This window comes from Pasteurella sp. XG20 (genome assembly GCF_018968665.1).
Taxonomy (GTDB): Bacteria; Pseudomonadota; Gammaproteobacteria; order Enterobacterales; family Pasteurellaceae; genus Pasteurella; species Pasteurella multocida.
The window spans coordinates 1,635,330-1,657,803 of the sequence record NZ_CP076656.1 but is presented as its reverse complement, the minus strand read 5'-3'; the positions used below and the strand labels follow the sequence as shown (position 1 = coordinate 1,657,803).

24 protein-coding genes and 1 other annotated feature are annotated in these 22,474 nt (G+C 40.5%); of the genes, 8 read left to right on the top strand and 16 right to left on the bottom strand.

The genetic code is table 11. The features are described 5' to 3' along the window. Positions 1 to 16: 16 nt before the first annotated feature. The 7 genes from hisD to mtr all read right to left on the bottom strand — a co-directional run bounded on the left by hisD (position 17) and on the right by mtr (position 7,131). The gene (hisD, locus tag KPF51_RS07655; RefSeq protein WP_061406417.1) at positions 17 to 1,297 is read right to left on the bottom strand and encodes a histidinol dehydrogenase; all 1,281 of its coding nucleotides are present in this window, start codon (positions 1,295 to 1,297) and stop codon (positions 17 to 19) included. A gap of 13 nt (positions 1,298 to 1,310) precedes the next feature. Next, positions 1,311 to 1,934 carry a Vat family streptogramin A O-acetyltransferase gene (locus KPF51_RS07650; RefSeq protein ID WP_005723578.1) on the bottom strand — a complete coding sequence of 208 codons (624 nt, stop codon included), beginning with the start codon at positions 1,932 to 1,934 and terminating at the stop codon, positions 1,311 to 1,313. 24 nt (positions 1,935 to 1,958) lie between these two features. Continuing rightward, entirely contained in the window at positions 1,959 to 2,213 is a 255-nt protein-coding gene (locus KPF51_RS07645) for a hypothetical protein (RefSeq protein WP_005717576.1), read from the bottom strand. 4 nt (positions 2,214 to 2,217) lie between these two features. Continuing rightward, a complete protein-coding gene (hisG, locus tag KPF51_RS07640; RefSeq protein WP_005717575.1) occupies positions 2,218 to 3,117 on the bottom strand; it encodes an ATP phosphoribosyltransferase in 900 nt (299 codons plus the stop codon). A gap of 34 nt (positions 3,118 to 3,151) precedes the next feature. Further along, positions 3,152 to 3,281, bottom strand: a sequence feature (His leader region). Positions 3,282 to 3,380: 99 nt separating this feature from the next. Further along, the gene (locus KPF51_RS07635; RefSeq protein WP_005723576.1) at positions 3,381 to 4,136 is read right to left on the bottom strand and encodes a class I SAM-dependent methyltransferase; all 756 of its coding nucleotides are present in this window, start codon (positions 4,134 to 4,136) and stop codon (positions 3,381 to 3,383) included. A gap of 1 nt (position 4,137) precedes the next feature. Beyond that, entirely contained in the window at positions 4,138 to 5,787 is a 1,650-nt protein-coding gene (ushA, locus tag KPF51_RS07630) for a bifunctional UDP-sugar hydrolase/5'-nucleotidase UshA (RefSeq protein WP_061406418.1), read from the bottom strand. A gap of 87 nt (positions 5,788 to 5,874) precedes the next feature. Next, the gene (gene mtr / locus KPF51_RS07625) at positions 5,875 to 7,131 is read right to left on the bottom strand and encodes a tryptophan permease (RefSeq protein WP_005723575.1); all 1,257 of its coding nucleotides are present in this window, start codon (positions 7,129 to 7,131) and stop codon (positions 5,875 to 5,877) included. Positions 7,132 to 7,341: 210 nt separating this feature from the next. Between mtr and ppa the strand changes: the two genes are divergently transcribed. Together ppa and KPF51_RS07615 are read left to right on the top strand one after the other, a co-directional pair. Then, complete coding sequence (gene ppa, locus KPF51_RS07620) at positions 7,342 to 7,869, top strand: inorganic diphosphatase (protein ID WP_005717569.1); 528 nt, start codon at positions 7,342 to 7,344, stop codon at positions 7,867 to 7,869. A 66-nt stretch (positions 7,870 to 7,935) separates the two neighbouring features. Beyond that, positions 7,936 to 8,706 (top strand): M48 family metallopeptidase, encoded by a 771-nt coding sequence (locus tag KPF51_RS07615; RefSeq protein ID WP_005723574.1) that lies wholly within the window; start codon positions 7,936 to 7,938, stop codon positions 8,704 to 8,706. Between the two features lie 94 nt (positions 8,707 to 8,800). On the opposite strand, the gene KPF51_RS07610 is transcribed toward KPF51_RS07615, so the two are convergent. The 6 genes from KPF51_RS07610 to KPF51_RS07585 form a co-directional block, all read right to left on the bottom strand. Further along, the gene (locus KPF51_RS07610; RefSeq protein ID WP_005723572.1) at positions 8,801 to 9,271 is read right to left on the bottom strand and encodes a hypothetical protein; all 471 of its coding nucleotides are present in this window, start codon (positions 9,269 to 9,271) and stop codon (positions 8,801 to 8,803) included. Positions 9,272 to 9,430: 159 nt separating this feature from the next. After that, a complete protein-coding gene (locus KPF51_RS07605; protein WP_211599567.1) occupies positions 9,431 to 10,189 on the bottom strand; it encodes an energy transducer TonB in 759 nt (252 codons plus the stop codon). Next, entirely contained in the window at positions 10,186 to 10,575 is a 390-nt protein-coding gene (gene exbD / locus KPF51_RS07600; RefSeq protein ID WP_005717563.1) for a TonB system transport protein ExbD, read from the bottom strand. Before exbD ends, KPF51_RS07605 begins: the two co-directional genes overlap by 4 nt. Positions 10,576 to 10,584: 9 nt before the next feature. Beyond that, a complete protein-coding gene (exbB, locus tag KPF51_RS07595) occupies positions 10,585 to 11,043 on the bottom strand; it encodes a TonB-system energizer ExbB (RefSeq protein ID WP_005717562.1) in 459 nt (152 codons plus the stop codon). A 230-nt stretch (positions 11,044 to 11,273) separates the two neighbouring features. Next, positions 11,274 to 12,533 (bottom strand): HlyC/CorC family transporter, encoded by a 1,260-nt coding sequence (locus KPF51_RS07590; protein ID WP_005717561.1) that lies wholly within the window; start codon positions 12,531 to 12,533, stop codon positions 11,274 to 11,276. A gap of 101 nt (positions 12,534 to 12,634) precedes the next feature. After that, entirely contained in the window at positions 12,635 to 13,438 is an 804-nt protein-coding gene (locus tag KPF51_RS07585; protein WP_005723566.1) for an inner membrane protein YpjD, read from the bottom strand. A 139-nt stretch (positions 13,439 to 13,577) separates the two neighbouring features. On the opposite strand from KPF51_RS07585, the gene ffh reads away from it, so the two are divergent. Continuing rightward, positions 13,578 to 14,954, top strand: coding sequence for a signal recognition particle protein (ffh, locus tag KPF51_RS07580; RefSeq protein WP_005751874.1), 1,377 nt, complete (start codon positions 13,578 to 13,580; stop codon positions 14,952 to 14,954). Between the two features lie 150 nt (positions 14,955 to 15,104). Here the strand turns inward: ffh and plsB are convergent, their stop codons facing one another. Then, positions 15,105 to 17,534 (bottom strand): glycerol-3-phosphate 1-O-acyltransferase PlsB, encoded by a 2,430-nt coding sequence (gene plsB / locus KPF51_RS07575; RefSeq protein WP_005723565.1) that lies wholly within the window; start codon positions 17,532 to 17,534, stop codon positions 15,105 to 15,107. A gap of 453 nt (positions 17,535 to 17,987) precedes the next feature. Here plsB and lexA point away from each other — a divergent pair, with 453 nt between their 5' ends. The 5 genes from lexA to rplI all read left to right on the top strand — a co-directional run bounded on the left by lexA (position 17,988) and on the right by rplI (position 20,344). Next, the gene (gene lexA / locus KPF51_RS07570; RefSeq protein WP_010907058.1) at positions 17,988 to 18,623 is read left to right on the top strand and encodes a transcriptional repressor LexA; all 636 of its coding nucleotides are present in this window, start codon (positions 17,988 to 17,990) and stop codon (positions 18,621 to 18,623) included. 321 nt (positions 18,624 to 18,944) lie between these two features. Continuing rightward, positions 18,945 to 19,322 (top strand): 30S ribosomal protein S6, encoded by a 378-nt coding sequence (gene rpsF / locus KPF51_RS07565; protein WP_005717557.1) that lies wholly within the window; start codon positions 18,945 to 18,947, stop codon positions 19,320 to 19,322. After that, positions 19,309 to 19,635, top strand: coding sequence for a primosomal replication protein N (gene priB / locus KPF51_RS07560; protein ID WP_005717556.1), 327 nt, complete (start codon positions 19,309 to 19,311; stop codon positions 19,633 to 19,635). Before rpsF ends, priB begins: the two co-directional genes overlap by 14 nt. Before the next feature lie 12 nt (positions 19,636 to 19,647). Then, positions 19,648 to 19,875, top strand: coding sequence for a 30S ribosomal protein S18 (gene rpsR, locus KPF51_RS07555; RefSeq protein ID WP_005717555.1), 228 nt, complete (start codon positions 19,648 to 19,650; stop codon positions 19,873 to 19,875). Positions 19,876 to 19,894: 19 nt separating this feature from the next. Beyond that, complete coding sequence (gene rplI, locus KPF51_RS07550) at positions 19,895 to 20,344, top strand: 50S ribosomal protein L9 (RefSeq protein ID WP_005723564.1); 450 nt, start codon at positions 19,895 to 19,897, stop codon at positions 20,342 to 20,344. 141 nt (positions 20,345 to 20,485) lie between these two features. Here the strand turns inward: rplI and KPF51_RS07545 are convergent, their stop codons facing one another. Continuing rightward, complete coding sequence (locus KPF51_RS07545; RefSeq protein WP_061406419.1) at positions 20,486 to 20,860, bottom strand: MliC family protein; 375 nt, start codon at positions 20,858 to 20,860, stop codon at positions 20,486 to 20,488. A 101-nt stretch (positions 20,861 to 20,961) separates the two neighbouring features. Further along, positions 20,962 to 22,380 (bottom strand): glutamate--ammonia ligase, encoded by a 1,419-nt coding sequence (gene glnA, locus KPF51_RS07540; protein ID WP_005723562.1) that lies wholly within the window; start codon positions 22,378 to 22,380, stop codon positions 20,962 to 20,964. Positions 22,381 to 22,474 lie beyond the last annotated feature (94 nt).

The following is a 22,474-nucleotide window of genomic DNA, read 5'->3' as shown; positions in this document are numbered from 1 at the left end:
CTATCGTCATAAGCTGTTATTTCAATTTATTCAAGCGAATTGCTACTGCTTGCTTATGTGCTTCTAACTGTTCCGCCGTCGCCATTAACATCACGGTTTCTGCAAGGTCGGTAAAGCCTTGTGAGGTGAGTTCTTGTACTGTCATCCGCTTGCTAAAATCGGCTAAACCTAAACTTGAATGGGTGCGAGTATAGCCGTAGGTCGGTAGAACGTGATTGGTACCACTAGCATAATCGCCCATACTTTCAGGTGAATAGGCACCTAAGAAAATCGAGCCGGCGTTATCTAAAAACGGCAGTAAGTTACGCGCATTTTCCACCTGTACGACCAAGTGTTCAGGCGCATAAGCATTACTAATTTCTACACATTGTTGCAGATCTTCGGCGATAAAGGTGCGACTGTGAGCAAGTGCCTTACGAGCCGTTTCTGCTCTTGGTAAACGAGCCAGTTGTTGCTCAATGGAAAGTGCGGTCTGTTTTGCCAACGTTTCACAGTTAGTGACTAAAATCACTTGGCTGTCTGCGCCATGTTCCGCTTGGGAAAGTAAATCGCTGGCGACAAAATCTGGATCGGCAAATTCATCAGCAATCACTAACACTTCAGAGGGACCGGCTGGCATATCAATCGCAGTGCCTTGTTGTAATACTTGACGTTTGGCTTCGGTGACAAAGGCATTGCCCGGACCGAAAATTTTATCCACTTTCTGCACGCTTTCCGTGCCGTTTGCCATGGCAAAAATGGCTTGAGCACCTCCAATGGCATAAATGGTTTCAACACCACATAAATTGGCGGTATAAAGAATTTCATCGGCAATAGGTGGTGGGGAACACAGCACAATGGTTTTACAGCCAGCAATTTTGGCAGGGACGGCAAGCATTAACACTGTGGAAAACAGTGGAGCAGAGCCACCGGGGATATATAAACCGACGTTTTGAATGGGGCGAGTAACGACTTGGCAACGCACACCGGCTTGGGTTTCCAGATCCACCGTTTGGTTTTTTTGTGCTTGGTGGAAACGTTCAATATTGCCTTTGGCGGTTTGAATCGCTTGTTTTAATTCCGTCGCAATACGCTGGCTCGCTTGCTCAATTTGGGCTTTTGAGATGACAAGGCTTTCTAATGTGGTCTTATCGAATTTTTCCGCAAGTTCAAATAATGCCTTATCCCCATTGTTGATGACATTGCTTTTGATCGCATTCACGGCTTGCGTAATTTGTTCACCAACGGCTTGAGCTGGGCGAGAAAGTGCAGCTTGTTTTTGTGCTGAATTTAACGTATTCCAAATAAGTGTTTGCATATTGTTTCCTTGATTATTCAATCGGTTCACTGATTTTGCCAGTTAAAAAGTCAAGATTACGCGTGATTTTCTCAATCTCCCAATCCCACCATTTTAATGCTAATAATTGTTCAATTTTTTCAGGTGAGAAACGTTTTCTAATCATGCGAGCGGGATTTCCTGCGACAATCGCATAAGGTGGCACATTCTTGGTGACAACCGAATTTGTGCCAATAATCGCGCCATCGCCAATTTTTACGCCTGGCATAATCGTGGCGTTATAGCCAATCCAAACGTCATTCCCAATAACCGTATCCCCTTTGCTCGATAATTCGGCTTTCTCCGGTAACGCTTTTGCCCATTCATAACCAAAAATCCCAAATGGGTAAGTGGAGATGGCATTCATTTGATGATTGGCGCCATTCATAATAAATTTCACATCCGATCCAATCATGCAAAATTTACCGATGATCAATTTATCACCTAAAAAGTCAAAATGGTATTTCACATTTTTCTCAAAATTTTCCACATTCTCGGCATCATCGTAGTAGGTAAAATCCCCCACAATAATATTAGGATGACGAACTAAGTTTTTTAAAAAGCACAGTCGGTGATAATGTTTGATAGGGAAAATCTGATCTTTATCAGGAAATCGCATAGCATACCTAACCTTGTTGTGTTGTTATTTTTCTGTTGTTACATCGCATTGTGTTTTTGCCCAATTCACTGCCGTTTCTATTGCTTTACGCGCCTGCGGGCTATTACGCCAGCAAGTGGACCCAGTGAGTTCCGCCCCACGTTCTAAAATAAATGCAGGATCTGTCTTTGCAAGCTGTTTGACATCATCTAGCCCCATCTCTTGCAAGCGTTTGAGAATGGTGGTGCCGATGCCTTTTTGTGCTAACAGCGATTGTTGTTGTGAAAGTGTAAATGGCATCAAGTTACCCCATCATTTTCTCAATTGGTAGCACTAAAATCGAACTGGCGCCAGCATCTTTCAGCTGTTCCATGGTTTCCCAGAACAGATTTTCTTGACTGACGACATGCATAGCGACTTTCGAATTGTCGTGTGCTAATGGCAAAATAGTGGGGTTTTCCACGCCGGGTAAAAGTGCGGTGATTTCTTCCAGTTTTTCTTTTGGGGCGTGAAGCATGATGTATTTTGATTCTGCTGCTTGTTGTACACCTTGGATGCGTGTGAGTAACTTATCCACTAAGGCTTGTTTTTCTGGGCTAAGTTCAGCGGCACGTTGAATGAGGCAGGATTTTGAGCGGTAAATGATTTCCACTTCCTTTAAACCATTAGCTTCAAGTGTGGCACCAGAAGACACTAAATCACAAATCGCATCGGCAAGTCCGGCACGGGGCGCGACTTCCACCGATCCTGTGAGTGAACAGGTTTTAAAATCCACACCTTGTTGTTGCATATAACGTTTGAGTAAATTCGGGTAAGAGGTGGCAATACGCGCATTTTTGAGATCACTTATGCCATTGTAAGCTTCGTCTTGCGGTATGGCGATTGATAAACGGCAACCGCCAAAATCTAAACGGCGTAATTTTTTGTAATTGACTGTTTCACCCGCAGCTTGACGAGTGAGTTCTTCCTCTTCTAAGACGTTTTCACCAATGATTCCGAGATCAACCACACCATCAAAGACGAGACCGGGAATATCATCGTCACGCACCCGTAAAATATCAATCGGCATATTTTCAGCGTAAGCAATTAGACGCTGTTCCTGTAAATTTATTTTTACACCGCATTGTTTCAATAAGGCTTGTGATTCTTGGCTTAAGCGTCCTGATTTTTGCATCGCAATGCGTAGTCTTTTACTTTCAATCATAATTCTTATCCTAGTAGATGTTGTTAATTTTAGTGATAAAAAAACCTCTCGAAATGGCTTCCGAGAGGTTTATATTGTTCGTCATTTTATCGCACACTCGGAAGATTTGTTATCTTCCAAGCATCACAAAATACCCGAAAGATAATCAGGGTAGATGGTGATGATGAGTCATGCGAGTAAAATTCATAGTGTTTCCTTATTGGTCAATTGCTATTCAAATTACTGTAAAAAAAATAAACTGACAAGGATTTTTTACAAAAAATTTATATTTTTTTTGCTTTAATAAATAACAGCACAGGGCGGTGCTGTAAATCTTTAAATTCCTGTTGCCATTCTGGTTGATCGGCAAGCATGGGTTCTGCCATCTGCTCAATCTGAAAACCGGCTTGAATCAGTTGATTGACAATCGTTGCCGTAGTGCGATGATAGGTTTTAAACGGTTGTTTAAACCAATTACGCTCACGTTCACCTTCATCACGATAATAGTTCAACCGATATGCCACTTGGCGTTTGTGTTGATCTTTTTCCCAACGATCTCCTTCTTGATAGCAGGTGACGATCGGATGTTCTTGCGAGAAAATCAGATAACCATTGGGGGTGAGTTTTTGGCGAATATCTTGCAGTAACTTAGCAAAATCTTGCACATAATGAAAAGCAAAAGAGCTGGTGATGACATCAAAATTACTTTCTGGTAAATCTGCCAGTTGCTCCATGGACAATGGGTGGAGGGCAAAGTGCGGTCCATTTTGAAAATGTTTTGATAGGTCATGCTCAGCTTGCTTCAACATGTTGTGAGAAAGGTCAATACCCACGACAAAGCGGGCATGACGCTGTAAATACAGCAGTAGATGACTACCGGTGCCACACCCCAGATCGAGCAATTTTTTATTGGTCAGATCGGGGAGCAAAGACAACATGGTCGGTTTTTCTACCACTTCATTTAAGCTGAGGGGATTTTCCCGCAATTTTTGATACAACTCGAAAAATTGCGGGGCATCATAGACGCTTTTTTTCGTCATCTTATTTGAAGATGATGTCATCTTTTGGATCGTATTTAGACGCATCTAACACTTTGTTTTCTTCAAAGTATTTTTTCAGCATCTCCGCATCGATAAAACCCGTATTGACATAACTTGGGTGTTTTTTCAAGACAGGATAGCCATCACCACCACCGGCGCAATAGTCTGGTACAGATACTTTATAGGTTTTGTTTAAATCCAGTGCTTTGCCACCGACTTTGACATCCGATACTTTTTGTGCGGTGCGGTCAACTACCATAGAAAGCCCAGCAAATTGTGGGTAAGCACTACTATCTACTTGTTTTAATGCCACCACATTGAGGTAGTCTAATAGCTCTTGCCCTGTAAAATCGACAGTGGCAATCATATTACCGAAAGGTTGTACAGTAAGGAGATCTTTATATGTCGTTTCCCCTTCGTTGATGTCGGTACGAATCCCGCCTGAGTTCATGATCCCCACATCCGCTTTCACACGCTCCATTTGTGACTGAGCAATTAAACGTCCTAAGTTAGTTTGGTGGAAACGGATAATTTTACGATCACCGATAAATTTCCCTTTTACTTCCCCCACTTTCACGCCTAATAAACGATCGCCTTCATCTTGGTATTTCTTCAAATGGGCAAAGACGGCTGGATCTTCAGCAATTTCAGGCTGATACAGTTTGTATTCGGATTTGCCGTCTTCCAATTTGATTTTTTGTTTTAAGTTAATTGGAATTAACTCGTATTTCACCAATTTGGTTTCGCCATTTTTGAATTCAAAATCTGCACGACCAATGTATTTTCCCCATTCGCCCGCTTGGACAATCCAAGTGCCGTTTTGGAAATCAGGTTTACATGCTTCACCCGGCGTGTATTTCAGTTTGAATTGACCTTGTTCATCAATACACACCGTGTCGTGTGTATGACCACCGATAATTAAATCAAACGCGCCTTTATCTAGAGTACGTGCCATGGTGACATCGCCCGGCGCATTATGTCCGTGTTTACCATCAAAATAGTAGCCCATGTGGGTTAACGCAATACGGATATCCGGTTTTTCGGTTTGGTTAATTTCAGCCAAGGTGTTTTTGGCAGTTTCAATTGGGTTGTTAAAGATCACGTGGTCAACCACATCAGGGTTACCTAATTTAGCGGTATCTTCTGTGGTCAAACCAACGACAGCAATTTTGACATCCTCTTTGTTTAGTATCACATAAGGTTTGACTAAAGGTTTGTTGGTTTTTTTATTGATGACGTTAGCTGAAATGAGGGGGAACTTCGCCCATTTTTCTTGCATTTCAAGCAATTGCATCGGGAAATCGAATTCATGGTTACCGAGTACTGCTACGTCATAACCAATCATGTTCATACCCTCGATATCAGGTTTCGCATTTTGCATATCAGATTCAGGCACGCCTGTGTTGAAATCACCTGCATGCAGCAAAATCACTGAGCCACCTTTGCCTTCGACTTCTTTACGAATGTTATCAATTAAAGTTTTATGTGCAGCAAAACCATACTCGCCGTGACTGTTTTTCCAGAAATGACCGTGTGTGTCGTTGGCATGTAATACCGTAATATTGTAGGTTTTGTCTTGGGTATAAGCGTAAGCTTGACTGATTAACCCTAATGACAGGGCGATTGCACTCAATTTTGTTAATTTTTTCATGGTAAACCTCTTAAGAGAAAAAAATCCGCTAACTATATACTTAAAATTTTGTGTCAAGCCAAGTACTTTGCATTAAATTTGTGAGCTTTAACCTAAAAATGTCGGTAAAACACCAAATTGAGCAGCAATTTGTGCCAAAATATTTAACAAACCAAATAAAATCACAAAATAAATCATGAAGTTACCACCATAAACAGTATAGTGGGACTCCGTGAAACGCTGGCGTGTGGCTTTCGCTAATAGGGCTGGGACAATCGCTGCCCAAATGGTGGCGGCTAAGCCAGCATATCCAATTGCCACGACAAACCCATAAGGGAATTGTAAGCTGAGCAAGAGCGGTGGCAGAAAGGTCACTAACGTGGTTTTAGTTCGCCCTAAGCTACTGTCATCAAATTTTAATAAGTCCGCAAGGTAATCAAATAAGCCCAAACTGACGCCTAAAAATGAGCTTGCAATCGCCATATAAGCAAAGAAATTAAGCACGACGCCCATGTAATCGGTTTGGATATATTGCGATAAGGCTTTTAGTAAGGCAGCAATATCACCCCCTTTTTCAATGACTGGTGCAAATTGATGGCGAGGTAAATTCCCTTGTACCGCAAGCTGCCAAAATGCATAGATCACGAAGGCGATACCGGTACCGAGGAAGATTGCTTTGACCACAGATTGAGCATGACGATCGTAGTATTTTACTAAGCTTGGTACATTACCATGAAAGCCAAAGGAGACTAAGCAAACAGGAAGTGCAGTGAGAAGATAAGGTAAATAGTGTGTTTCTCCTTGCGCAAGATTATTGAAAAGCACATCACTTCTGACAGAAGCCATGAGTCCACTCGTGGAAAGAAGAAAGGCGATGATCATGCCACCGATCAGTACAGTGGTAAAACGATCCACGGCTTTAGTCGATAACCAGACAAATCCAGCGAGCACGCAACAAAAAAGTAAAGACCCCAAGCCGCGTCCAATTTCCACCGTATTGTCAGGGCGGCTGAGAACTTGATTTAAGAGATGTTGGGTAATGCCACCACCAGATGTGATATAAGCATACGTTAAAATATATAATACAAAAGCGATAGATAAGCCATTGATGAGATTCCAGCGTTTGCCGAGTAAATCTTTCACGATGGTGTCAAAACTCGCCCCTGTTGGGTAGTGTAAATTGGCTTCAAGGATCATTAAGCCTGACGTGGTCATGCAAAACCAAGTGTAGGCTAATAGAAGAAGAGAACCGATAAACCAAACGCCTGCTGTAGCAGTTGGATTGGCTAACATACCAGCACCGATCGCTGTACCGGCAATAATCATGGCGCCACCTAAAAGAGAAGGCAATTGTTTTGTTGTCATAAAAGTACCACTGTGTTGTTATGAGTTTATAAAAAATAATTTGCACTATTTTAATAGTGCAAAAATAAAAAGCAATGGATTTTTGCTAAACAACGCAATTATTTTGGGCGTCTGTTGAGATGAATAGGGCGATATCTCGACAAGTTTGTGCGAATAACGCTATAATTGAGTGCTTTTATTTATAATTAACTTGAAATAAGGAATACGAAAATGGGTTTAGAAACCGTACCGGCAGGTAAAGCATTGCCAGATGATATTTATGTTGTGATTGAAATTCCTGCTAATTCAGATCCAATTAAATATGAAGTGGATAAAGAAAGTGGCGCGTTGTTTGTTGACCGTTTTATGGCGACAGCGATGTTCTATCCAGCGAACTATGGTTATGTGAATAACACATTGTCTTTAGATGGTGACCCTGTTGATGTATTAGTCCCGACACCATATCCATTACAACCGGGCTCAGTGATTCGTTGTCGTCCAGTTGGGGTATTAAAAATGACAGATGAAGCTGGAAGTGATGCGAAAGTGGTGGCAGTACCACACAGCAAATTAACCAAAGAATACGATCATATTAAAGATGTGAATGATTTACCGGCATTATTAAAAGCACAAATCCAACACTTCTTCGAAAGCTACAAAGCATTAGAAGCGGGTAAATGGGTGAAAGTAGATGGTTGGGAAGGTGTTGATGCCGCCCGTCAAGAAATTTTAGATTCATTTGAACGTGCAAAAAAATAACATTTTTGTTTTAATACCGCTTGAAAGAGCGGTATTTTTTTATCTAAATTGAGTGAGGACTTTATGATGAAATTGACTAAAAGGTTACTATGGGTGCCTGCTTTCGCCTTGATATTGCATGCTTGTGCGGATTCTGCCAGCATTAATCAATACTCTGCGTCTTCTTATCGACAAACGATTAATGAGGCTCGTAGTAAAGGTGTGTTAGATACGTCCTCTGCTACGGCCAAACGTATCCATGCGATATTCAATAAAATGGTGCCTTATGCGAATGCAGAAAATCAGACAGGGCAACCTTTCCATTGGCAGATGAGTGTAATCAAATCAAAAGAATTAAATGCTTGGGCGATGCCGGGCGGCAAAATGGCATTCTATACGGGATTAGTGGATACATTGCAATTAACTAATGATGAAATTGCGACGGTGATTGGTCATGAAATGGCACATGCGCTGAAAGAGCATGGTAAGAAAAAAGTCAATATGGGGCAATTTACGGATGTGTTAGCACAAGTCAGTCATATTGCACTTTCTAGTGCAATTGGTAGTGATGGCAGTGCGATGGTGGTTGGTTTGACCAAAGATTGGGCGTTAGATAAACCTTATTCACGTAGCAATGAAACCGAAGCGGATGAGGTTGGACTTATGTTGATGGCAAAATCCGGCTTTAATCCACAGGCTGCTCCTCGTGTGTGGGAAAAAATGCAACGGGCATCATCAGGCAGTCGTGGTGTATTAGCTGCGTTATCTTCTACCCACCCAAACGATGCAGAACGCCAGCAAAATTTATTACGCCTCATGCCAAAAGCCATGGCACTCTACCAGAACGCAGCAAAATAATTATTTCGCTTCGCTTTGATAAATAAAAGAAAATGGGTTAATCCAAATTTTATGGATTAACCCATTTTTATTATAAGCTATCGATAAATCCTTGCTAGGCGATCCGACTAATCAAAAAACCAATGATAAAACTGACAACGACAGTAAATAAGGCACTTAATACCAGTGCACGAGTAGCGGTCTTAGTAAAAAAGTGAGGTTTAAATAATGCAGGATAAACTCCAGCCAGTGCAGCACCAATAAGCCAGAAAAAATAAATCACCCATATTGCGGCAGCGCCTTTAGGATCATCCATAGTACTGCTTGTTATCGCGAAGAAAAGAAACAATCCAAACGCAGATAGGGCGCTTCCTGTTACCGCGGCAGGACGGACAAAAAGATAGGGGAACCAAGCGCAAACGAAAGGCAAGCTAAGAGAGAGAAGATTGGATAGCGCAAAGTACATTAAGTCAGCAGAAGACAAATTGAGTGGCTTATTTAAAAAATAGCTACTGAGAAAAGCATAAGTCATGATGATGATTGTACTCAGTACAACACTGATTTGGGCAAGCCGTTTTTCAGTCATTTTTTATTTACCTTATTGATGAGCAGAAGATAATCGTTAGATATCCTAATAGGAAGATAAAAAATGCACAAGTTTTTATGAAAGATGTCCTAGATAAGTACACAAATGAGAGGAATTCTAATAGAGAGAAAAAAGTGCGGTAAAATTTACCGCACTTTTTTAATTTGTGATTCTGAAACTGACAGGAACGCTCACTTCATTTGGCATACCTGCAGGCAGTGGACCAATTGGACGGGCATTATTGACAGCTACCAGTGCAGCGTTATCTAATTCTTCTGAGCCAGAAGATTTGCTGATTCGCGCATTACTAATTACGCCTGCATTATTAAGATGGAACGTGATTGTTACCACACCTTGTTTGCGCATCATGCGTGCACGGTTTGGATAGCGTTTATGTTTTTCAATTTCTCTGCGTAAAGCCGAGCGATAAGCATTGACTTCATCTGTGCTATTACCTTTACCGACCAGATTCGGATTATTGGTTGTGATGTTACCTGTTGTGGTCGCTTGTTGATTGATCGATGAATTAGAATCAATTTGGCGATCTGACTTTGGTAAATCACGTTGTTCTTTCTTCGGTTTTTTCGGCTTTTCTTTTGGTTTTTCCTTCGGTTTCTCTTTTGGCTTTTCAGGCTCTTTTGGTTTTTCGGGTTCTTTTGGTGGCTCAGGTTTCACCGTCGGATCTGCGACTTCTTCTTTTGGCAGTTCAGGTTCTACTACCGGAGGTGCAGGCTCTGGTTCTTCTAAAACGGTAGCCGCCAGCATTTCCATGGAAATATGAGTTGAGATGATATCGGCAGCAAATCCATTCGCGCTGTCATCGTCTTTTTGTACAATCCAATACAGGAAAGAGACAAAACTTGCGTGAAAAAGCAATGAAATTGCAAACCCGATGCAAGAACGACTTTTATCTATCATTGAGGTGCCTTTTCTTTAACCGTCACGATAGCGACATTTTTAATTTCATTTTTAGCCATAATATCGGTGATAGAAACGAAATCTTGGAAACTGGATTTTGCATCTACCTTCAAGGTGACTTTTTGATCTTTTTCCCAATTACTGATTTCTTGTTCCAATGCCTCTATCGTAATCGGTTTATCGTGATAAAAAATTTCACCGCTTTCCGTAATAGTCAGCAATTTGGCTAAATCATCTGAACGAAACGCAACTGTTGAACTTGCTTTTGGTACATTCACTTGGATTTTACCTTGTGAAATAAAAGAGGCTGTAATCAGAACGATAGCCAATAGTACCAACATGATGTCAATAAAAGGGATAATGTTGATTTCATCAAATTTTTTCATGACGGCTCCCTATGCTTGTTGTTTGGCTTTTTTCTCATTTAAGGCAAACCATTTCAAACGATTAACTTCGACTTTACGTCCTAAACCGTTGTAACACACCATTGCAGGAATGGCGACTAAAATACCTACTGCTGTGGCTTTTAAGGCTAATGATAAGTGCACCATAATAGCCGCCGCATCAATATCGCCACCAGAGTGACCTAATTCATAGAAAGTTAAGAGAATACCAATGACGGTACCAAGTAAACCTACATAAGGTGCATTAGAACCGATTGTAGAGATAGCTGTGAGGTGGCGTTGTAAGTCAATGTCTAATTCATGTATGCTTTCATAAGATGCCACGTTGACGCGACTTAAGAAAAGAAAGCGTTCAATCACAAGCCAAACCATAATAAAGCTCATGAAGGCAAGTAAGCCTAGAATAATGTAATCAATATATTGTTGTAAGAATTGGAATAATTGTGGCATTTTAATAATCCTTTAATTTGTATCGCAAAATAAGGTTGAACATTATACGGTATTGAGAATTAATTTCAATTGCAAGATTCTAGCAAAAGCCAAAAACGGGGTAAATAAGAAATTCGTGCGATTTAGGATGATTATTTATCCAATGTTGAATAAATGTTGTGTTGGATCAAACATTCATGTACGGAATAAAAAAGCGATGTCTTGATGACATCGCTTAGCCAGATGTTGAATTAAAGTTTAATGACTTTGGCTTGTTTAATCATGTTGTCATTCACTTCTAGAATCGTGATTTGTAGCCCATTAATTTCACATACCGTTCCTTCTTCTGGAATTTCTTCTAAATGCTCTAAAATTAAGCCGTTGAAGGTACGTGCATCTTCGGTATCGAGATTCCAGTCAAATAATTTATTCAAATCACGTAAATTGGCGGATCCCTCAATGATAAGAGAACCGTCTGATTGTGGGATAACTTCATCGTTAATTGATGGGGCTGTTGAAGTGGTAAATTCACCGACAATCTCTTCTAAGATATCTTCTAAGGTGACTAAGCCTTTAATATCACCATATTCATCTACAACTAAACCAATCCTTTCTTTATTGTTGCGGAAATTTAATAATTGGCTATTCAGTGGCGTACCTTCAGGAATAAAATACACTTCATCGGCGGCACGGATTAAAGTTTCTTTGTTAAATTCATTTTTATCGAGCATTAAGCGATAGGCTTCACGTACACGTAACATCCCCAAAATATTTTCATCCATATTTCCTTTATACAGTACAACACGCCCGTGCGCTGCATGGTTAAGTTGACGCATAATGGCTTTCCAATCATCGTCAATATCAATACCCCCAATGTCATTACGTGGCACCATAATGTCATCTACGGTGACCCCTTCTAAATCCAAAATAGATAACAGCATTTCTTGGTGGGCGGAAGGAATAAATTTACCTGATTCATTTACGATGGAACGTAATTCTTCTGGGCTTAATGAAGTTGATTTATTATCTGATTTTAGACGTAATAGTGCCAAAATCCCCTGAATAATTAAATTCATTAAATAGACCAGCGGGGTAAAAAGTCGCAGAAAAACGGACAACAAATGACTGGACGTGAATGCCACTTTTTCTGGATAACGGGCGGCGATAGTTTTCGGCAAAATTTCGGCAAAAATAAGCATCACAAAGGTTAATGCCCCAGTTGCAATGGCGACTCCCGCATCCCCATATAAGCGCATGCCGATAATCGTGGTAATGGCAGAAGCAGTAATATTGACTAAGTTATTACAAATTAAAATCAGGCTAAGCAAAACATCTGTTTTTTTCAGTAATTTTTCCGCTTTTTTCGCACCTCGATGCCCTTTTTCGGCTAAATGGCGTAGTCGATAACGATTGGCAGACAACAAACCGGTTTCAGAGCCTGAAAAATAAGCAGAGATGATCAATAAGATGATGAGTGTAATAAAGAGGGTACTAAGGGGAATACTGTCCAAAATGCATCCTTTTGCGAGTTAATCAAAAATCGAAAAGTGCGGTCATTTTTTTCGTTTTTTGAACCGCACTTTTACTATGGCGTAGCATAAATAAATCTTGTTTATATTTCAAGCATTACACGACTACCAAAATAGGCGATAGTCAGGAGAATGATACCTAAAAGCGCATAATACACCACTTTTTTTCCACGCCAATGGAGTTTCCAATGACCAACCAGTGCACTCCCAAAGACTATCCAAGCCAAGAAAGAAAAAACAGCTTTCTGAATGTCTTGTGGGGCAAAGGTTTTCGATAAATGGTAGCTCCCTGAAATGAGGACAATTGTGAGTAATATTTCACCTATCAGCATTAAACGAAAAAAATGGCGCTCTACGGTCATTAACGGTGGAATCATTGGTGAAAAAGGCAGTTTTTTATTTTTTAAGGCGCGATCGATCCAAACTAACTGAATGGAATATAACGCGACAATCGAACAGACCGAATAAGTCAACAGTGATAAGCCTACATGAATAAATAAGCCCATATCTTGATTAAGATGATATAAAAAATGCGCCGGCATTAAGGTACTGAGGACCAGATTAATGATGGCGAAAGAATAAATAATCGGTAATAAAAACCATAAAGTGTGTATGCGAAATAAAAACGCTAATGTGGCGATCGTTGCTGTCATAACACTGATTAAGGAACTGATTTCGATAACCGAGAAATTTTGACCGCTGGTTAAATCGGTAAAAAGAGGAATAAGATTGATAAAGTGCAGAAGAATGGCGAGTAATGCTGCCGTTAAAAAAGGCATTCTATTGGGAACCGATGCGGGTTCGCCCGCTTGAATTTTTAACAACATAGGGGTAATGAGTAAGACACTCAATAGATAAAAAAACACGGAAAAAATTGAAAGCCACATTGAAATTCCCTCACCTTTGTTCTCCGTTCATTCTAACTTTCTCACTGTGAAATCGCTATAAATTTATTACAAAGGATGAAAATCTATGGGATTTCAGTATAATTAGGGCAATTTTTTCGAGATTAAATAGGAAGATTGCATGTTTGAGAATTTGTCGGATCGCTTGTCAAAAACGCTACGTAACATTAGTGGGCGTGGACGTTTAACTGAGGACAATATTAAGGAAACGCTACGTGAAGTCCGCATGGCATTATTAGAAGCGGATGTGGCGTTACCAGTGGTACGTGACTTTATTAATAAAGTGAAAGAACGCGCAATTGGGGTGGAAGTCAATAAAAGCCTCACACCAGGTCAAGAATTCGTTAAGATCGTGCAAGCAGAACTTGAAGCAGCAATGGGAGAGGCGAATGAAAGTTTACATCTTTCGACCCAACCACCTGCAGTGATTTTAATGGCGGGTTTACAAGGGGCGGGTAAAACCACCAGTGTGGGGAAACTGGCAAAATTTTTAAAAGAGCGGCATAAGAAAAAAGTGTTAGTGGTGTCTGCTGACGTATATCGCCCTGCTGCGATCAAGCAATTAGAAACGCTTGCACAAGCCGTCGGTGCCGATTTCTTTCCTTCCGATGTCTCACAAAACCCAGTGCAAATTGCCCAAGCGGCATTAAGTGAAGCAAAATTAAAATTCTACGATGTGTTAATTGTGGATACCGCAGGTCGCCTACACGTCGACGGCGAAATGATGGACGAAATTAAGCAAATTCATGCCGCACTTAACCCAATTGAAACACTCTTTACTGTGGATGCGATGACGGGGCAAGATGCTGCAAATACGGCAAAAGCCTTTAATGAAGCGTTGCCTTTAACAGGGGTGGTATTAACGAAAGTGGATGGTGACGCGCGTGGTGGTGCTGCCTTATCAATTCGTCAGATTACTGGTAAACCGATTAAATTCTTAGGGGTGGGCGAAAAAACCGATGCACTAGAACCCTTCCATCCAGAACGTGTGGCATCACGTATCTTAGGCATGGGTGATGTGCTGTCGTTAATTGAAGATCTTGAACGTTCTGTCGATCGCGAAAAAGCGGAGAAAATGGCGCAGAAGTTCAAAAAAGGTGATAATTTTACCCTTGAGGATTTCCGTGAGCAGCTTATCCAAATGAAAAACATGGGTGGGATGATGTCGATGTTAGATAAATTGCCTGGTGCCAAAAATCTACCGGATCACATCAAGAATAAAGTAGATGACAAAATGTTCAGTAAAATGGAAGCCATGATTAATTCCATGACGTTGAAAGAGCGCGCAAATCCAGAAATTATCAAAGGTTCTCGCCGTCGTCGTATTGCAATGGGTTCAGGTACGCAAGTGCAAGATGTGAATAAATTACTCAAACAGTTCGATGAAATGCAACGTATGATGAAAAAAATGCGCAAAGGTGGCATGGCAAAAATGATGCGCGGCATGCAAGGCATGATGGGCGGACTCGGCGGTTTAGGCGGGATGTTTAGACGCTAATGTAAAAGTATAGAAAAAGGGAAAATGTGTATTTTCCCTTTTTATCAGAAACCCGCGGTTTCATGGGCGGGCATGAGAGGAATACTAAAGTGCGGTCAAAATTTAGATTTTTTTGACCGCACTTATTTTTTATCAGATGGCTATCACAGATTATTCTTCTTCAATTTTGGCAATCGCCCCTTTAATCGTTAAGCAAACTTCAGTGGAGATCACTTGATTTAAGATCTCTGTGATTTCATTGAGTTTTTCTGTATTGGCAATACCTTCCTCATTGAAATAGCCTTCTTGTTTTAAGCTCGCGATAAAGGCAGAAAATACGGCTTTATCAAAAAACTCCGGCGCGTTGATGCCATGTAACACAGATAGACGTTGTGCCACAGATTGACTGTCTTTTTCTAGGCTTGCACGTGGTGTGGCAGGATCTTTTTCTAAAATACTGACGGTGATGTAATAGCGCTGTAAAATCTCTCTGACACCGGATGACCAGAGTTGTAACATGCGAACACGCGGTTTATTAATTGATAACATATTCGCGTTACATTTAATCACTTCTTGACGTTCAAATTCAGTAATAATGTGATTCACTCGATCTTGTAATTCTTCATAAGAGAAAGACAGGAAAAGTTCACTTTTTAAGAACGGATAAATCTTACTTACCGCTTCGAGTACCAGTGGTTTTTGAATGGCTTCATAATGCAACACAATACTGGCGACCAATGACGGTAGTACAAACAGATGCTGAATGTTATTTCGATAATAGGTCATTAACACCGCAGAATTTCGTTCTAAGCGAACAATTTCACCAAAGTTATCTTTTTCAACAATAATGCCTACTCGCTCTAATTGCAGAATATGTTCTAACATTTTTTCTGGTGATTCCGTTGGCACCACAATATCTTGTGAATAAGGCACATTTTGTAAGAATTGTTGATAACTTTCTAACTGTTCAAGCAATTGTTCACGCGAAAGAGCACGTTGACGTGAAGAAAGTAACGCAGTACCTGTCAAGTTCATCGCATTGACAGCAGCCGCTTTATTAATATTCACCATCACTTGATGAGATATGCTATCAACGGCTTGATTAAACCACTTCGCACGCTCCTCTACTTGGGTATTTTCTTTCCACTCGGGATAGTGTTGATTGAGGTAGTTACTTAAGGTGATAGGTTCGCCAAAGTTCACATAACCTTTACCCAAATTACGGAGTTTCTTAATCACGCGTAAAACCAGTCCGGCATTTTCTTTTTCTTTCGCGGCACCACGTAATTCTTTAGCGTAGGTGTCCACTTCTAGGACGTGTTCATAACCGACATACACGGGAACCACTGAAATCGGACGGGTTTGCCCTTGTAACAGGGCTTGTAGGGTCATCGACATCATGCCTGTTTTAGGTGCGAGTAAACGTCCCGTACGCGAACGTCCCCCCTCAATGAAGTATTCCACTGAATAGCCACGATGGAATAATTCGGCTAAATATTCACGGAAAATGGTGGAATATAAGCGGTTACCTTTGAATGTACGGCGAATAAAGAAGGCACCACCACGACGGAACATACCGCCCACTGGCCAGAAATTTAAGTTAATCCCAGCGGCAATATGTGGTGGCACTAAACCTTGGTGGTATAACACATAGGACAGTAATAAATAGTCAATATGGCTACGATGACAAGGTACGTAAACAATTTCATGACCGTCTAATGCCAGTTTGCGTACACGATCTGCATTTTGTACATCAATACCTTGATAGAGTTTATTCCATAACCAACGTAAGAAACGGTCTGCGACGCGTAAGCCTTCATAATTCACATTGGCAGCAATTTCATCAAGAATCTTTTTCGCTTCTTGGGTTGCCTTTTCTTCGCTAATGTTCTTTGCTTTGGCTTCGTCTTGAATCGCATCTAAAATTGTTGGTGAGGTCAATAATTTGTTAAACATCGCTTCACGATTTGGTAGGCGAGGACCTGTTGCAGAAATGCGCTGTTTAGAAAAGTGAATTTTCGCCACACGCGCTAATTTATGTGAAATGGCTTGGTCTGAACCATGTTCATTCACCATGTAACGTAAGGAAACGGCTTGTGAAAAACGAACGAAGGTATCGCGTCCAAACCACACGGCGGCGATAAATTTTTGCAGACCACTTAATAAACGTAATTGAGGTAAGCCTGATTGTTTTTCGTGACCAGGTGAACGTCCCCAAAGTACTGAAACTGGAATAATTTGGACATCTAAGTCAGAACGTTGGTGATGTAATTCAAGATATTGATTAAACACTTGAATGGTTTCTTCTTTTGCCCCTTTTGATTTAAAAAAACGGCGACCTTCATCTAAGAAGACAAAGCGAGGAAGGGATTTTCCTTCAATTTCATTTTTTTCTAAAGGATCAGGCAAGCCGACACTTAAACAGTTTTTACGAAAAATCACTAAGTCTGTTTGTGAAGTATAAGGGAGCACATACACCATCGGTTGAGTTGGGTCTAATTTTAATTCTTCGATAGGATGATGTGGAATCGGGTTGTTTTTGACTAAAAAGGATAAAGGTAATTCCAATACTTTGCGGTACATATTTAGCAAACTAAACATAATGAAGTTCCGTTCTTTATAGGTTTATTAGAAAAATTTACGTTAGTTTACCATAAAAATGAAAAATCGTTAGTCGTTGTCTAAAAGAAGCGCATCGTCTTTTTATATCAGAAAGATAAAAATAATCAGGCGCGATAAGTGAAATGAAGAGAAGCCAACCTGATAAAAAAGTCAGGAGAGGGGAAAAACGCTCATCAGTCCGAAGTGACTTGTGTGCTAATGTTTAGTTGATCGTCAATAACGAAATTAGATGTTAATAAAGTCGGGCTTGTGTTCTTTTTTGGATGCAGGAAAGCTGAAATGGCGAGATTGTCCTTGCTTATCAGAGGGGAGATATTGATTGATGTGAATGTGTTATTTACGGGATAGGCTGACTATTACGAAGAAAAGATTGCAACAAACGTATTTCTGTATATAATAACAGTTATTCTGTATAAAAAAACAGGGGTAAGCATGAAGCCATTTAAAGCATTGACCGCGCGTCAACAAGAAGTCTATGACTTGTTAAAACGTCATTTAGAAAATACAGGTATGCCACCAACAAGGGCAGAAATTTCAAAAGAATTAGGTTTTCGCTCACCGAATGCGGCAGAAGAACATTTAAAAGCTTTAGCGCGTAAAGGCGTGATTGAGATTATTTCCGGGACATCCCGTGGTATTCGTTTATTGCTTGAAGAGAGCGAGAGTGATGAAAACCAAGGCTTACCTTTAGTCGGGCGTGTTGCCGCAGGTGAGCCGATTTTAGCGGAACAACATATTGAAGGAACGTATCAAGTCGATGCCAATATGTTTAAACCGCAAGCCAACTTTTTGTTGAAAGTCTACGGACAATCGATGAAAAACATTGGGATTTTAGATGGTGATCTGTTAGCTGTACATAGTACCAAAGATGTCCGTAATGGACAGATTGTGGTTGCACGCATTGAGGATGAAGTGACAGTCAAGCGTTTGGAACGTAAAGGCTCGGTAATTTATCTGCATGCGGAAAATGAAGAGTTTGCGCCAATTGTGGTGGATTTAAATCAGCAACCTAATTTTGAAATTGAAGGAATTGCTGTAGGGATTATCCGCAATAATGCTTGGATGTAAGCTCACTTTTTTCTGCTATTTTAAACTGACGCCGCACTTTTCATCTTATTGAAAAGTGCGGTGATTTTTTACCAAATATTGCCGATATTTGTTTGATTCATTCCCTATCAATGTGCCAGTAAATCGTTGTATTTGGACTTCAGCTTACTGAAAAAATAACAAACAAAAATATTCAAAAAACACGCCGCACTTTGTCTTGCAAAACGTCTAATTATCTGTATAATTCACCACCTTACAGCTACATTTAATTTTCGTTCCTTGCTTCCGCAGATGGGTAGCTGGTCTAACAGTCGGAGGCTGATTAACCCGTAAGGAGCAGTAATGCGACACTACGAAATCGTGTTTATGGTTCATCCGGACCAAAGCGAACAAGTACCAGGCATGATTGAACGTTATACAGGTTCTGTAAAAGAAGCTGGCGGTCAAGTTCATCGCTTAGAAGATTGGGGTCGTCGTCAATTAGCGTACCCAATCAACAAATTACACAAAGCACACTATGTGTTAATGAATGTAGAAGCGCCTCAAGAAGTCATCGACGAGCTAGAAACAACTTTCCGTTACAACGACGCAGTTCTTCGTAACGTAATCATTCGTACTAAGCACGCCGTAACAGAAGCGTCCCCAATGGTTAAAGCAAAAGACGATCGTAAAGCTTTAGCTGAAGTTGAAAACAACGATTTTGAGGATGCTGAAGAGTAATTTAAATATTGATAATCGTTTTTCGTTGATAGGCATCGTCGCGAGTCAACCAAAACGACACCAAAGTCCGAATGGCATTTATCATTGCCAATTTGTATTAGAACATCGTTCTATACAAGAAGAAGCCGGATTAAGCCGTCAGGCGTGGTGTAAAATGCCAGTTCAAATGAGTGGCAATCAATTTAGAGAAAAAACTCAAAGCATTACGGTCGGCAGTCAGCTTTTGGTGGTGGGATTTATTAGTTCTCACAAAACCGCAAATGGTTTAAGCCAATTAGTATTACATGCCGAGCAAATCGAATTTATAGATTAGGAGACTAGCCAAATGGCACGTTATTTCCGTCGTCGTAAGTTCTGCCGTTTCACAGCGGAAAATGTAGTAGAAATCGATTATAAAGATGTGGCTACATTAAAGAACTATATCACAGAGAGCGGCAAAATTGTTCCAAGCCGTATTACCGGTACTCGTGCGAAGTATCAACGTCAATTAGCGCGTGCGATCAAACGTGCACGTTATTTAGCGTTACTTCCGTACACTGACAATCATCAGTAATTAAAGAGAGGATACGGTAATGCAAGTAATTCTTTTAGATAAAGTGGTTCACCTTGGTAACATTGGTGATCAAGTGAATGTGAAATCAGGTTTCGCACGTAACTTCTTAATCCCACAAGGTAAAGCAGTTATGGCAACTAAAGCAAACATCGAGTACTTTGAAGCTCGTCGTGCTGAGTTAGAAGCGAAAGCTGCTGAAGTGTTAGCTGCGGCACAAGCACGTGCTGCGAAATTAGCAGAATTAGGTTCTGTAACTATCGCATCTAAAGCAGGTGATGAAGGTCGTTTATTCGGTTCAATCACAACGCGTGATGTGGCAGATGCAGTAACAGCTGCAGGTGTTGAAGTAGCAAAAAGTGAAGTTCGCTTATCTACAGGCCCGATTCGCACTTTAGGTGATCACGAAGTGAAATTCCAACTTCACGGTGAAGTATTTGCAACAATCAATGTGATTGTTGTTGCTGAATAATTCACAATCCAGTTGAATGAAAAAACCCAACGGCTTACGTTGGGTTTTTTGTTTTGTTGAAAAAGTCTCTGCTGTATTCAAAGACGATTCATAGATAAAAAACCAGCGTTTGCTGGTTTTTTTAATGATAAGTGAATAAGATTAATACTTATGACAGTTTGTTGTCACTAATTGCCCCGTTTTTGCATAGTGGCGATCTGGGTAGGTAAATACTGCAATATTATTTTTCTGATGCCATTTTAAAGTATTTTTATCATTGACATACAGCGTTCCCGAAGCGGAAGGCACATGATTTAAGTAGCTGACATAGCTGTCTTTGCCATCATTGAAAGCGATACTTACCACACCATTATCGCGTTGTTTTATAGAGGCTTTATAGCCATTTTCACAACGATATTTGGTTAATGTGCCAGAGGATTTTCTTTCTAAGCCCGTTATTTCAACGCCTTCCAGACTCAGGCAAGCACTGAGTGAAAATGCTACGCCAACAGAGATTAAGGTTTTGATTATATGCATAAACGCTCCTGTCATTAAATTGGAAACCCACTGGGATAATCAGAGAATATACAATGGGTACCTTGTATTCAGATTAAAATAAAAAATCCGCCTTTGCCTTGTTAGGCATAGTACATTTCGAATTCCACGGGGTGTGGGGTCATATTTAAACGTTCTACTTCTTTCCGCTTAATTGTAATAAACGCATCAATAAAAGCTTGAGTAAACACATTTCCTTTGGTTAAAAATTCATAATCTTGTTCTAATGCATTTAAAGCTTCTTCTAATGAGCTTGCTACCGCAGGGATATTTTGTAGTTCTTCTGGTGGCAGATCATACAGGTTTTTGTCCATTGCATCGCCAGGGTGAATTTTATTGATAATCCCGTCTAGACCCGCCATTAATAATGCAGCAAACGCAAGATAAGGATTAGCCAATGGATCTGGGAAACGCGCTTCAATACGAATCGCTTTTGGATTGGTGACCGCAGGGATACGAATTGAGGCTGAACGGTTACTTGCAGAATACGCTAATAGGACAGGTGCTTCAAAGCCCGGCACTAAGCGTTTATAAGAGTTGGTTGAAGGATTAGTGAACGCATTTAACGCTTTTGCATGTTTAATAATCCCACCAATATAATAAAGTGCGGTTTCAGACAGTCCAGCGTATTTATCCCCTTGGAAAACGTTTTTGCCGTCTTTGCTTAATGACATATTACAATGCATACCGGAGCCATTATCGCCAGTGATGGGTTTTGGCATAAAGCAGGCAGTTTTACTGTGCTCGTAGGCGACGTTTTGTACTACATATTTATAAATTTGGGTCTCGTCGGCTTTAGTGGTTAAGGTATTAAAGCGCGTTGCAATTTCATTTTGTCCTGCTGTGGCGACTTCATGGTGGTGTGCTTCAATCACTAAGCCCATTTCTTCTAAGATTAAGCACATTTCAGAGCGGATATCATGTGCGCTATCAATCGGGGCGACCGCACAATAACCGCCTTTTTTGAGTGGACGATAAGCGTTGTTACCGTCTTCATATTTTTTATTCGTATTCCACGCAGCCTCAATATCATCAACAGAATAACTGCTACGGTTCATCGAGACATCGAAACGAACATCATCAAATAAGAAAAATTCTGGTTCAGGCCCAAAGAGGGCTTCATCGGCTATTCCCGTTGAACGCATATAGTTTTCTGCACGAATCGCAATAGAACGTGGATCACGATCGTAGCTTTGCATAGTAGAAGGTTCGTAGATACTGCAACGGAGGGAAAGGGTAGGAATTTGAGCAAAAGGATCAACCACAGCTGTTTCTGGCATCGGCATCAAGAGCATATCTGCTTTATTGATTGCCTTCCATCCTTCAACGGAAGAACCGTCGAACATTTTACCGTCTTCAAATAAATCTTCATCAACAAGATTAACAGGAAGCGAAACACCGTGTTCTTTCCCCTTAATATCGGTAAAGCGAAGTAAAACAAATTTGATATCGTATTCTTCAATCAGCTTGAATACGTTGGCGATAGCAACTGTGTTTGGCATATAAGAAATCCTCTTAGTTCGGGGGAGTAGAATAAAAAAGTATTATAAAACAGTCGTTGGGAAATGACAGAATTTTTATGTGTTTTTTCAGTGA

What these genes read in the sequence shown, in the direction of transcription:
- hisD (WP_061406417.1), bottom strand. Translation starts at nt 1,297, where the DNA reads ATGCAAACACTTATTTGGAATACGTTAAATTCAGCACAAAAACAAGCT.
- KPF51_RS07650 (WP_005723578.1), bottom strand. Translation starts at nt 1,934, where the DNA reads ATGCGATTTCCTGATAAAGATCAGATTTTCCCTATCAAACATTATCAC.
- KPF51_RS07645 (WP_005717576.1), bottom strand. Translation starts at nt 2,213, where the DNA reads ATGCCATTTACACTTTCACAACAACAATCGCTGTTAGCACAAAAAGGC.
- hisG (WP_005717575.1), bottom strand. Translation starts at nt 3,117, where the DNA reads ATGATTGAAAGTAAAAGACTACGCATTGCGATGCAAAAATCAGGACGC.
- KPF51_RS07635 (WP_005723576.1), bottom strand. Translation starts at nt 4,136, where the DNA reads ATGACGAAAAAAAGCGTCTATGATGCCCCGCAATTTTTCGAGTTGTAT.
- ushA (WP_061406418.1), bottom strand. Translation starts at nt 5,787, where the DNA reads ATGAAAAAATTAACAAAATTGAGTGCAATCGCCCTGTCATTAGGGTTA.
- mtr (WP_005723575.1), bottom strand. Translation starts at nt 7,131, where the DNA reads ATGACAACAAAACAATTGCCTTCTCTTTTAGGTGGCGCCATGATTATT.
- ppa (WP_005717569.1), top strand. Translation starts at nt 7,342, where the DNA reads ATGGGTTTAGAAACCGTACCGGCAGGTAAAGCATTGCCAGATGATATT.
- KPF51_RS07615 (WP_005723574.1), top strand. Translation starts at nt 7,936, where the DNA reads ATGAAATTGACTAAAAGGTTACTATGGGTGCCTGCTTTCGCCTTGATA.
- KPF51_RS07610 (WP_005723572.1), bottom strand. Translation starts at nt 9,271, where the DNA reads ATGACTGAAAAACGGCTTGCCCAAATCAGTGTTGTACTGAGTACAATC.
- KPF51_RS07605 (WP_211599567.1), bottom strand. Translation starts at nt 10,189, where the DNA reads ATGATAGATAAAAGTCGTTCTTGCATCGGGTTTGCAATTTCATTGCTT.
- exbD (WP_005717563.1), bottom strand. Translation starts at nt 10,575, where the DNA reads ATGAAAAAATTTGATGAAATCAACATTATCCCTTTTATTGACATCATG.
- exbB (WP_005717562.1), bottom strand. Translation starts at nt 11,043, where the DNA reads ATGCCACAATTATTCCAATTCTTACAACAATATATTGATTACATTATT.
- KPF51_RS07585 (WP_005723566.1), bottom strand. Translation starts at nt 13,438, where the DNA reads ATGTGGCTTTCAATTTTTTCCGTGTTTTTTTATCTATTGAGTGTCTTA.
- ffh (WP_005751874.1), top strand. Translation starts at nt 13,578, where the DNA reads ATGTTTGAGAATTTGTCGGATCGCTTGTCAAAAACGCTACGTAACATT.
- plsB (WP_005723565.1), bottom strand. Translation starts at nt 17,534, where the DNA reads ATGTTTAGTTTGCTAAATATGTACCGCAAAGTATTGGAATTACCTTTA.
- lexA (WP_010907058.1), top strand. Translation starts at nt 17,988, where the DNA reads ATGAAGCCATTTAAAGCATTGACCGCGCGTCAACAAGAAGTCTATGAC.
- rpsF (WP_005717557.1), top strand. Translation starts at nt 18,945, where the DNA reads ATGCGACACTACGAAATCGTGTTTATGGTTCATCCGGACCAAAGCGAA.
- priB (WP_005717556.1), top strand. Translation starts at nt 19,309, where the DNA reads ATGCTGAAGAGTAATTTAAATATTGATAATCGTTTTTCGTTGATAGGC.
- rpsR (WP_005717555.1), top strand. Translation starts at nt 19,648, where the DNA reads ATGGCACGTTATTTCCGTCGTCGTAAGTTCTGCCGTTTCACAGCGGAA.
- rplI (WP_005723564.1), top strand. Translation starts at nt 19,895, where the DNA reads ATGCAAGTAATTCTTTTAGATAAAGTGGTTCACCTTGGTAACATTGGT.
- KPF51_RS07545 (WP_061406419.1), bottom strand. Translation starts at nt 20,860, where the DNA reads ATGCATATAATCAAAACCTTAATCTCTGTTGGCGTAGCATTTTCACTC.
- glnA (WP_005723562.1), bottom strand. Translation starts at nt 22,380, where the DNA reads ATGCCAAACACAGTTGCTATCGCCAACGTATTCAAGCTGATTGAAGAA.